Below are 10060 nucleotides of genomic sequence, written 5' to 3' on the forward strand. Positions count from 1 at the left end.
AACTTTGCGGTAGTGGCGTTCTTGAAAGTGTTGTCGTAGACCCATTGCGGCGCGGCAGCGGTGCGGTGCGTCGGGTACACGTCCAGGTGATAGCTGTCCGGGTACTTCTTGAGCATCGCCTTGATGCCTTCGGAGAGTTTGTCGGCGTACTGCCCCATGTTCTGCGCTGTAATGGTGTACAGCGGCTTTTCATTGGCAAACGGGTCGCTGCGTTTGCCGCCATCTTTGTAATCAGGATCAGCCGTGGTATAGCCGCCGCTCCATGCTGGAATGGTGCCGGCTGCGTTGGCGGCGCGTTCGCCTCCCAACGGCGTCAACGTGGTTTTCAGCTTGGCGGCTTCATCGGGAGCAACGGCGGCCATGGCACCTTGAGCGATCAGCAACGAGGAAGCCAGAACGGTGAGTAAGGCAGTCAGGCGTTTACGAGTATTCATGCTTTTGTCCTCTGACTCAGAAGGTGCGGCTGACGGAGAAAGCCACGAAATCGCGGTCTTTAAACGCCTGGTCGAAGGTGTAGTTATTGTTGGCATCGAGGAAGGTGCTGCTCGGCCCGTAGTAGTGGGTGTAGGTCAGGCTCAGGTTCCAGGAGTTGAGGTAGTTGCCCTTGACACCGATGTTCATGTCGCCGCCGTGGTTGTTACCAAAGCCCGTGCCCACCGCCGACGAGTTGCCATGGGTGTAACTCAGGCCCATCGGCACACTCAGGTCGAGGCCGGGAAAGGCCTGGCGATACATCGGTTCGTAGACCGTACGCATGCTCCACGCATCGCGGTCGGCATTCGGGTCGACGGCATCGGGATTGCGCGTAACGCTGAGGGTGCGGTTCCAGGCGAACTCACCGAGAAAGCTGGCTTCCTGGGCGATGAACGACGGGTCCATGGTCGCCAACCACGACAGGTTCGCGTGCAAGGTATGGCCGGTGGCGTATAGCGGATCGTTGTCGTTGTTGATGCCTTCGCCCGGCGCCAGCGTGGTCTGGTTGGTCGAAGCCAGCGGTTGGTGCCAACGGGTGGACAGTTCGCCGGCGACGTTATAGTTGCTCAAGGTGGTCGAGAAGCTAGCGCCCAAGGCTTCGATGCCTTGCGGGTAAACCCAGTAGTACTCGCCGGCCTGGCCGCTCACCGGATTCAGGTTGGCAAAGTCCGGGCGCACCAGGATCTGCGGCGACTTGTCGTGGTAGCGAATCGCGTACAGGCCCCAGTCCACGGTTTCACTGCGAATCCGAAGTTGCACACCGCCCTGCCCCGAGTTTTGCGCGTCCTTGTCCCCGCCGTGATAGAAGGCCAGCGGCTGGCCGCCGGGGAACACGGGAGCCCCCACAAATAGCCGCTCATTACCCTCGCCAAAGGTGTCCGAGCTGGAGAAGTAGCTGCCTGCCGCCGGAAAGCGGTCAGATTCCCATTTGAACTGGTAGTAGGCGCCGATGGACACGTCCGGAGTCAGCTGCAATTGACCGGACATCTGTTGCACCGGACGAATCAACTCCTTGAACTGCGTGTTGGGCACCGACAGGCCTTTGACGATATCGATTGGCGCCATGCCGCCGGCGATGCCGTTGATCCCATAGAACAGGCTTTCACCCCACTGCATGGCGTATTGACCGAGGCGCCCTGAGACCGGCATCTCGCCCAGATCACCTTTGCCAAAGATAAACGCGTCGAGCAGTTCGGCCTTGCGTCCGTGCAGGTCGCGAGTGTCGTCGGTGAAGTGATCGGAAGACACCGAGTAACTGTTCACCCTGCCGACGGAGTTATTGTCATTGCTCTGGTTGTAGACATCGTCATACCACGCCGCTCCGCTGACCCGGGCACCGACGTCCTTGTAGGTGACGTCGAACTCCGACAGCAGATCGAGCCGGTTGGAGATCAGGCCTTTGTTGAAGTTGCGGTCGCCGTCGTCCTGGTTAAGCGCAGTCTGGCCTTCGGTGAGCTTGTCAGACTGATCATGTACCCGCCACGCCGCGCTGTACTTCAGGGTGTTGTCCCAACGGGTGGTGATGTCGGGGTTACCGGTGTCGAACTGGAACGCCTGCACCGAAGTGCTGAGCATCCCTACCAGCAGTCCGACCAAACTGAGGGCAAAGGGAGGGCGTCCACCGCAAAATGCGGCAGTGTGGGTACGTTCCATGGAGAAACCTCACTGTTGTTCTTGTTTTAAGTTCCGCCGCGCCCATCAAGGGGAGCGTCCGTATCGCGTTCCGTTGGCGCTAGATGGGTTCCGCCGTCACCGCCAGCATCTGGCGCACCAGGCCGACGCGGTCGAAGTCATGGTCGCGCGCGATTTCTTTGTCGCCGGCGAGGATCGAGCTTTCGCTGATGAACTTGCAGCGCTCGTAGCGGCGTTTCATGAAGCGCTCCAGCAAGACCTGGATCGGTGTTGCGCCCTGCTCGCCCATCAGTTCGCCAAGCACCACCGCATCTTCGATGGCCATGCCGGCGCCCTGCCCCAGGTGTGGCGTGGTGGCGTGGGCGGCATCGCCGATCAGCAACACGCGACCACGGAACCAGGGCTCACTGACAAACACCACTTCCATCGGCTTGTAGACCACCTGTGAGCTGTCAGTAATCTGCTCGCGTAACTCGCCGATCAAGCCACTGAATGCACCGAGACGCTTGCGCATTTCTTCGGCCAGGCTGTCGGGCTCCATCCACGGATTGCCGGGTTCATAGGAGGTCAGGTAGAGGTACATCAAGTCGTCGGCCAGCGGGCACAGACCGGCGTTGCCGTCCGGGCCGTGGAAGTTGGCCAGGTGGTCGATCTGCGGCGCGCGTTTGAAATTGTGGCGCCAGACCGCTTGACCGGTGTGGCGCGGCTGGTAGGTATCGCCGAACAGCAGCTGGCGAACCTTAGAGAACAAACCGTCGGCGCCCACGACTAGCCCGTAGCGGCCCTGGGTGCCATCGGTGAACTGAACATCGACGCCGTCGGCATCCTGTTCGAAGCGGTCAACGCTCAGGCCTAATCGAATGTGAGTGCCCAGTTTTTCGGCGGTTTGGCTCAAGACATTGTGCAGTGCCAGGCGGGAAATACCGACGTTGGCTGGGTAGTCCGGGCCGGCCAGACGCTGGCCAGGAATACGTGCCAGGGTGGTACCGTCGGAGGTGTACAGCGCGACGTCTTCAAACGGGAACGCGGCGCCGAGGTAGCCATCGAGGACTCCCAGGCGGGCCATTTCACGGATCACGTTGCACTGCTGGATGATACCGACGCCGTAAACGGTCCACTCGGACTTGAGCTCAACCAGATCGACCTCGATGCCCTTGCGTCGCAGCGCGATGGCCGAGCACAGGCCGCCGATTCCACCGCCAACAATCAATACGTTGCTTACTGCTTTCATGGGTTCCTCACTTATTGTTTTTATGCGAGAGCGCCACTGCATGGACTGCGATGACTACAGCTTCTCGTCAAACGATGGATTTGACTAATCGCATGCTCCGATGCGAGCTATCGCCTCACGCGATACCTTATTCATGCCTCAACCGGACGCAATTGATGGGTCGAAAACAGCAACCAACCCGCGTCTTCCTGCCACTCCAACGCCGGTAAAACCTCGCCCAGACAGGGCCCGTAGACGCACTCGCCGGTCAACGGCAGGAACTGCGCACCATGGGCATAACAGATGATTCGCTGGCCATCCGCAGAGAGAAAACGGTCCTTGCGGTACTGCAACGGCACCGCCAAATGCGGGCAACTGTTGCGATACACCCGTATCTGCCCCGCACTGCGCAGGGCGAACAACGCATCCTTGCCCTGCTGCAACGGATCGAATCCGCGAGCCTCACCTTCGATCAACTCGTCGAGTCGACACAGGACAATCACTTCGACGGCCGCCATCGCCCGGTCAACCCTGCTTCGGAGGTGGACCGCTGGGGGCCCACTTATCTCGAGCGGTAAACAGGAACAACTGCGAGTTATCCGCCGACATCGGTGCCTGACGTGCCGCCCAGGCATCGTCGTGCTTGTCCATGTCCGCGTCATATTCGATGTGACAGCCCAGCGGGCTGTTGAAGTACCAAAACCAGTTGGAGCCAAATAGATGACGGCCTGGCCCCCAGAAACTGGTCCAGCCGTTCTGCTCGAAACGGCGACCGGCGAGCAGCACTTCAGTGCCACTGCCCATGTGGAAAGTGAAGTGTTCGCACCCCTTCATGTGCGGCGGGGTCTGGATCATGAACAGGCAGTGGTGATCATCAGAACCGGTTGGGCGCATGAATGGCCCGACGCCGGTGAACCTGTCGGTGGTCTTGAAGCCCAGGCGCTCGGCATAGAACGCCTCGGCCTTGGCCGCGTCCGGCACGAAATACACCACATGCGACAACGTGCGCGGCACAGCCGGCATATCCAGCGAGATGCCCAGTTGATTCAGCGGCCGTTGCGGTTCGCTACCCGGGGCATTAGTAAGGTCGGCCGACGCGCTGAACGGACGGCGCACCGTGACTTGAAACGCGATGGCGAACCCCATGTCGTCAACGCTGTGCAGCACGCCGTTGGCATCGCTGCTCACCTCGCGATCGCGCCCCAACTCCTGGGCAATCGCATCTAGGTCAGCGGCACTGGCCACGCCGTATACGGTTTCCCTGAGCGACGGCGCCGGCCCGATGGAGGGCGGCAAGTGTGCATCGTCGGCAGGGCGAATGATGATCGAGGTGCCATCGAGGGCTTCGAAGCGCCCACCCTGTGCGTCCACCTCAACCGGGGTCAAACCATAGTCACGCAAACAGTCGCTACACGCCTGGATGTCATCGACACCAAAGATCAGGGCGTCAAGGCCAATGATGTTCATGGCATACCACTCCATTGAAATTATGATACGGACACCAGTACTTCAGGCAGCTACACCCGTTCAGGACTCGCGAATCCGGTGGTTTCGTCGCAGGGATATGAATTCCGTCCGACTGGCTGGAGAGATTGCCGCTGCATCCGGCGTCTGACTAATCGAGTGTTGGGATGCGACGTATTGGAAATCGCGATACCTGCCTGAGACTGCACGCCAACGGCTTGATGGACGATTCGCCGCCGTGATCTAACCTGCATGGGGTTGACGCGGCGATACCAAGACCGGAAGGTATCGAGAAAATAAATACAAAAGCCGAAGACCCTGCCATGCGATTCAATAATCTCGACCTGAACCTGTTGGTTGCGCTCGATGTCATCCTCGAAGAGCAAAACATCACCCGCGCCGCCGAACGCCTGTACATGACTCAGTCCGCTACCAGTGGCGTACTCGGACGGTTGCGTGACTATTTCGAAGACGAGTTGCTGGTGCAGGTGGGGCGCAAGATGCAGCCCACGCCCTATGCACTAGAACTGGCTGGGCCGGTGCGCGAAGTATTGCTGACGATCCAGTCATCGATCACCGCCAAGCCGGTGTTTGACCCCACCACCAGCAAGCGGCATTTTCGTCTGATCGTCTCCGACTACCTGATCAGTGTGATGATGGCTCGGGTAATCCAGAGGATTCACCACAGCGCACCGCGCATCACCTTCGAATTGCTTGGCCCGAGCGATAACTCCTCAGAGCTGCTGGTACGCGGTGAGGTCGATCTGATGATCGTGCCCGAGCGCTACATCATCGAGGGCCACCCTTCACAGTTGTTGTTTGAGGAGGAACATGTCTGCGTGGTGTGGAACGGTAACTCGCTGGTGGGCAACGCCCTCTCACTGGAACAGTACATGCAGATGGGGCATATCTCGGTGGGCTTCGGCCGTAATCGGCATCTGAGTATCGAGGACTGGTTCATGAATCAGTACGGCTTCAGCCGACGCCTGGAGGTCATCACCAATGACTTCAACACCCTGCCGCAACTGGTGGTGGGTACCGAACGCATCGCCACCACCCACCGTCGTCTGGCCGAGTTGTACGCCGAGCACCTACCCCTGCGCTTGTTGCCGCCGCCGGTCAAACTGCCGGTGATGCGCGAACACATGCTCTGGCACCGCAGCATGGACGGGGACCCCATGCACCGCTGGCTGCGCGAACGCATCAGTGAGTTCACGCTGGATCTGGATCGCCTCGCGGCGGCGTGACCCGCGGATCGGTTATCGACGCCGTCGATAGCCGGGCATCGACGCAATCTGTTGGTGGACATGGACAGCCTCACCCTACTCTCCTGGCTTACTGCCCCAGGAGATTGACCCCGCCATGAGCACCCTGCACCTGCACTGTCACACCCTGTTCGACGGCACCAGCCTCGACACCCGCCCACAACAGACGCTGGTGGTGGACAATGGTCTGCTTAGCTATGTTGGCCCGCGCAGCCAGGCACCGACCCCACAGCCAGGCGATAAAGTCATCGACACCGGCGATGGTTTTGTCATGCCTGGTCTGGTGGACGTGCACACCCACCTCGCCTTCGGCAATGCGCAGAGCGAGGAAGACATCGATATCTGGACCACCGATGAATTCCGCGCCTTGCGTGGGATGTTCTTCGCCCGGCATGTGCTGGCGGCGGGCGTCACCAGCATGGTTTGCCCCGGTGACAGCGGCCAGTTGAGCATTTCCGTGCGCAACGCCATCGCCGCTGGCATGTTCGAAGGCCCGCGCATCGCCGCCAGCAGCCGGGTGATCACCAACCGTCAGAGCCTCAACGACTGGTTTCCCAGCCGGGTCGGCACACCGGATTTTTTCACTGCGCGCCTAGTCACCAGCCGCAGCGAAGCCCTGGCGGAAATTCGCAAGCAGGCCAAGGACGGTGTCGACCTGATCAAGATCGCCATGGACGGCACTCATCGACGACCCAATGGCGAAATCATTGCGGCGTTCACCGCCGTCGAAACCCATGAGATGGTCGAAGAGGCCCACCGTCTCGGCTGCAAAGTGGCGACCCACGCCTATGGCCGTGAAGCGGTGATGTACGCGGCGAAAGCCGGGGTCGATCTGGTGTTTCATGCCTTCTACATGGACGACGCTTGCATCGAAGCGCTGCTCGAAGCCGGCAGTATCCTCGCGCCAACCATGACCTTTCCGCAAAACACCGTGGACTTTTGCCAGTCCCATGATCCTGCCATCACCACCGGTTACGCCGGCTACTGCGCACGCACGCTGGAAGTTGGTTCTGCGATATTGAAACGGGCCAAGGCCGCCGGCATTCCGTTTGCCTGTGGCAGCGACAGTGGCTTTGCGGTGACTCCTTATGGCGAGTGGCATGCGCGGGAACTGGAGTTGCTGGTGACCCGCATCGGCTTTTCCCCGGCCGAAGCGCTGTACGCCGCCACCGCCGTCGGCGCGCGCTGCATGCCTCGCGGTGAAACCCTGGGCACCTTGCAGGTCGGTAAGCAGGCAGATTTTCTAATGCTCGACGCGTCGCCCCTGCACGACATTCGCGTGCTTCAGGACCGCTCTCGCATCAAGGCGGTGTACAAGGCCGGCCAGGCGGTCGATCTGCAACGCAGCCCCTACAACCCCAAGCAGGTGTCGGATTTCAACAGCCTGAAATGGACCGATCTCTACACCCGCGACCGCGTCGCGCAACTGGGTAAATGGAGCCTGTGAGCATGAGCGTACAAAGACTCGACCTCGAGACGGCCACCCGTATCGCCATTACCGCTGTGCGCAGCGCGGACAGCCTCGGTATTCGCCCATTGGCTGCCGCCGTGCTGGACGCCGCTGGCCATCCGCTGGCGTTGCTGCGCGATGAAAATGCCAGTTTTCTACGCCCACAAATCGCCACCGGCAAGGCCCGCGGCTGTCTCGGCATGGGCATGGGTGGTCGTGAACTGGCGCGTCGGGCTCAGGCGATGCCGGTGTTCTTTTCCGCGATCAACAGCCTTACCAAGGGTGAAGTGATTCCGGTAGCCGGTGGTGTGCTGATTCGCAACAGTGCGGGTGAGCTGCTTGGCGCCATTGGCATCAGCGGCGACACATCGGACAACGACGAACGTTGCGCGCTAAGGGCAATCGCTGAAGTCGGGCTGATTGCCGACACCGGCGATCCTCAGTTGGGGAGCTGATCAAGACGTGCAGCCTGCTCCAGCAATAGGTTGCGAAACCACACCAGGGCCGGATCGTGGTCCTGGTGCGGGTGCCATTGCAAGACTTGCTCGGCGTCGGGAAACACAATCGGCGTCGGGTGAATACGCAAGGGGTAGCGCTGCACGAATTGCTCAGCCTGGCGGCGAAATACCGTGGCGACCCGCGCGCTACCGACGATAAACCCCGGCATCTGGGAGAAGCTTTCCAGTGCCACGCCCACCCGTCGTTCGATACCCAGCACCTGCAAATGCAAGGCGTCCATCGCCAAGTTGCGCCCGTCACTGAATTCCCGCACTACGTGTTCGGCAGCGCAGTAATCGGCAAGGCTCAGGGTCTCGGCATACGGCTTATGCTTGCGGCAGACGATGCAACATAACTCGTCCTTCAGCAACGGCAGATGTGGATACGCGGCGTTGAGCCGGCGTTGCGGCACAATCACGTATTCGCTGCGCCGGTACTCCAAGGCCTCACTGACTACATCACCGTCGCGAGGCAATGGCAGGTCGCGCAGACATAGACGAATGCCGGGCGCCTGACGTGCCAACTCGCGGCTGACGGCTGGCAGTAACACTGAGGTGATGTAGTCCGACGCCACCAGAGTGATTCGGCGCTCGCAGGCTGTGGGATCAAAGCCCACCGGCACGTCGACGATTTCTCGGGTCAGAGTCAGCGCCTCGCGAACCTTGGGCAACAACGCGATGCCCAAGGCCGTGGGTTGCAGGTGGCGACCGACCTGGACCAGCAGCGGATCATTGAAGTACTCGCGCAAACGACCCAGCGCCGCACTGGTCGCCGATTGCCCGAGATGCAAACGCTCGGCGGCACGACTGACGCTGCTCTCGCCAAGCAGAGCCTCCAGGGCCACCAATAGGTTCAGGTCCAGACGACGATAACGCATGCACTTCTCCGGTCTGCGATCCCCCTCCTCCCATCTTGAGGCGACCACCTTCTGGTCGACCAATCGTGGTTGGCGCTGGCTGGTATCGCGAAAAGAAATGCCTGACGACAATGTTTTGTATCGGCGTTCGCGATACCTCGCATCCAGACACTCGATTACCCAAATACAGGTTCATTCCTTAACGTTCGACATACGCCTCCTTCTGCTAATAAAAACCAAAGGAAGAAAGACCCATGTTCCGTTATTTTCCGACCAATTATGTGTGGAACCTGTCCGTAGACCTCGCCATCGAGATGGGTGCCAAGATCGGCGAAATCGAAGAAATGTGCGCGCCGCTGCAGGACGCTGCCAAACAGCCGGATGCCGCCGGCACCCAAGCGTTCCGCGAAACCTGGTCGCGCATGGCCGACAAACTGTGCTCGCTGGCCGAGGAAGACGAATCAAATAACCGCTTGCTATCCGCCGGTGAAAAATACAGCCGCGCCGCCACCTATTACCTGACCTGCGAACGCCTGCAAGCCCACGGTGCGCCAGGACGCCTGGCGCTCTACCAGCGCTTCCTCGACGCCTTCACACGGGGTCTGGCGCTGTCGAACGAGAACTGCGAGCGCGTGGAAATCCCCTACGAGGGCACCCACCTTTCGGCGCTGTATGTGCGTGCCGAAGGCGTGCAAGGCCCTGCGCCGATACTGGTTCAAGTCAACGGGCTGGACTCCACCAAGGAAATGAAATACCGCGTTGGTTTACCGATGTGGTTGGCCAAACGCGGCGTGTCATCGCTGATCGTCGACCAGCCCGGTACCGGCGAAGCCTTGCGCCTGCACAACCTGATTGCGCGTTTCGACAGCGAACACTGGGCCAGCCGAGTGGTCGACTGGCTGGAAACCCGAGACGATGTGGATGCCAAGCGTATTGGTATGGAAGGCGTGTCGCTTGGGGGTTACTACTGTCCGCGTGCGGTGGCGTTTGAGCCGCGCTTTGCCTGCGGCGTGGTCTGGGGCGCTAACCACGATTGGCGTGATGTGCAAAAGCGTCGGCTGGAAAAAGAAGGCAGCTTCCCGGTTCCGCACTACTGGTCGCATGTGAGTTGGGTGTGGGGCGCCAAGGATATCGATGCGTTCATGACCATCGCCGAAAACGTCCATCTTGACGGCGTGCTTGACCGTATCAAGGTGCCGTTCCTGGTAACC

10 protein-coding genes are annotated in these 10060 nt (G+C 60.3%); 4 read left to right on the forward strand and 6 right to left on the reverse strand.

Annotation, left to right across the window (positions count from 1 at the left end; all coding sequences use genetic code 11):
• The 5 genes from M0974_RS03230 to M0974_RS03250 all read right to left on the reverse strand — a co-directional run.
• Window positions 1-362: DUF1329 domain-containing protein (locus tag M0974_RS03230; protein WP_297832733.1), on the reverse strand; the 362-nt coding region annotated here is incomplete at its 3' end.
• 88 nt (window positions 363-450) lie between these two features.
• Window positions 451-2127 carry a DUF1302 domain-containing protein gene (locus M0974_RS03235; RefSeq protein ID WP_297832707.1) on the reverse strand — a complete coding sequence of 559 codons (1677 nt, stop codon included), beginning with the start codon at window positions 2125-2127 and terminating at the stop codon, window positions 451-453.
• Between the two features lie 79 nt (window positions 2128-2206).
• A complete protein-coding gene (locus tag M0974_RS03240; RefSeq protein WP_297832710.1) occupies window positions 2207-3337 on the reverse strand; it encodes an FAD-dependent oxidoreductase in 1131 nt (376 codons plus the stop codon).
• Window positions 3338-3468: 131 nt separating this feature from the next.
• Window positions 3469-3834, reverse strand: coding sequence for a Rieske 2Fe-2S domain-containing protein (locus M0974_RS03245; RefSeq protein WP_297832713.1), 366 nt, complete (start codon window positions 3832-3834; stop codon window positions 3469-3471).
• Window positions 3835-3841: 7 nt separating this feature from the next.
• Window positions 3842-4783, reverse strand: a complete 942-nt coding sequence (locus M0974_RS03250) for a VOC family protein (protein ID WP_297832717.1) — start codon at window positions 4781-4783, stop codon at window positions 3842-3844.
• Between the two features lie 320 nt (window positions 4784-5103).
• On the opposite strand from M0974_RS03250, the gene M0974_RS03255 reads away from it, so the two are divergent.
• From M0974_RS03255 to M0974_RS03265, 3 genes are all read left to right on the forward strand, one after another.
• Entirely contained in the window at window positions 5104-6027 is a 924-nt protein-coding gene (locus M0974_RS03255; protein WP_297832720.1) for a LysR substrate-binding domain-containing protein, read from the forward strand.
• 115 nt (window positions 6028-6142) lie between these two features.
• Window positions 6143-7492, forward strand: a complete 1350-nt coding sequence (locus M0974_RS03260; RefSeq protein WP_297832722.1) for an amidohydrolase family protein — start codon at window positions 6143-6145, stop codon at window positions 7490-7492.
• A 2-nt stretch (window positions 7493-7494) separates the two neighbouring features.
• The gene (locus M0974_RS03265) at window positions 7495-7950 is read left to right on the forward strand and encodes a heme-binding protein (protein ID WP_297832725.1); all 456 of its coding nucleotides are present in this window, start codon (window positions 7495-7497) and stop codon (window positions 7948-7950) included.
• Here the strand turns inward: M0974_RS03265 and M0974_RS03270 are convergent.
• Window positions 7935-8870: a LysR family transcriptional regulator gene (locus M0974_RS03270; RefSeq protein ID WP_297832727.1), complete on the reverse strand. Its 936-nt coding sequence runs from the start codon at window positions 8868-8870 to the stop codon at window positions 7935-7937. The genes M0974_RS03265 and M0974_RS03270 overlap by 16 nt on opposite strands.
• A gap of 233 nt (window positions 8871-9103) precedes the next feature.
• Here M0974_RS03270 and M0974_RS03275 point away from each other — a divergent pair.
• On the forward strand, window positions 9104-10060 hold a 957-nt coding region (locus M0974_RS03275), incomplete at its 3' end, for an alpha/beta hydrolase (RefSeq protein ID WP_297832730.1).

It is taken from the genome of Pseudomonas sp. (genome assembly GCF_026224925.1).
In the GTDB taxonomy this organism is placed as follows: domain Bacteria; phylum Pseudomonadota; class Gammaproteobacteria; order Pseudomonadales; family Pseudomonadaceae; genus Aquipseudomonas.

Coding starts and splice junctions, on each gene's coding strand:
- M0974_RS03235 (WP_297832707.1), bottom strand. CDS start 2,127: ATGGAACGTACCCACACTGCCGCATTTTGCGGTGGACGCCCTCCCTTT.
- M0974_RS03240 (WP_297832710.1), bottom strand. CDS start 3,337: ATGAAAGCAGTAAGCAACGTATTGATTGTTGGCGGTGGAATCGGCGGC.
- M0974_RS03245 (WP_297832713.1), bottom strand. CDS start 3,834: ATGGCGGCCGTCGAAGTGATTGTCCTGTGTCGACTCGACGAGTTGATC.
- M0974_RS03250 (WP_297832717.1), bottom strand. CDS start 4,783: ATGAACATCATTGGCCTTGACGCCCTGATCTTTGGTGTCGATGACATC.
- M0974_RS03255 (WP_297832720.1), top strand. CDS start 5,104: ATGCGATTCAATAATCTCGACCTGAACCTGTTGGTTGCGCTCGATGTC.
- M0974_RS03260 (WP_297832722.1), top strand. CDS start 6,143: ATGAGCACCCTGCACCTGCACTGTCACACCCTGTTCGACGGCACCAGC.
- M0974_RS03265 (WP_297832725.1), top strand. CDS start 7,495: ATGAGCGTACAAAGACTCGACCTCGAGACGGCCACCCGTATCGCCATT.
- M0974_RS03270 (WP_297832727.1), bottom strand. CDS start 8,870: ATGCGTTATCGTCGTCTGGACCTGAACCTATTGGTGGCCCTGGAGGCT.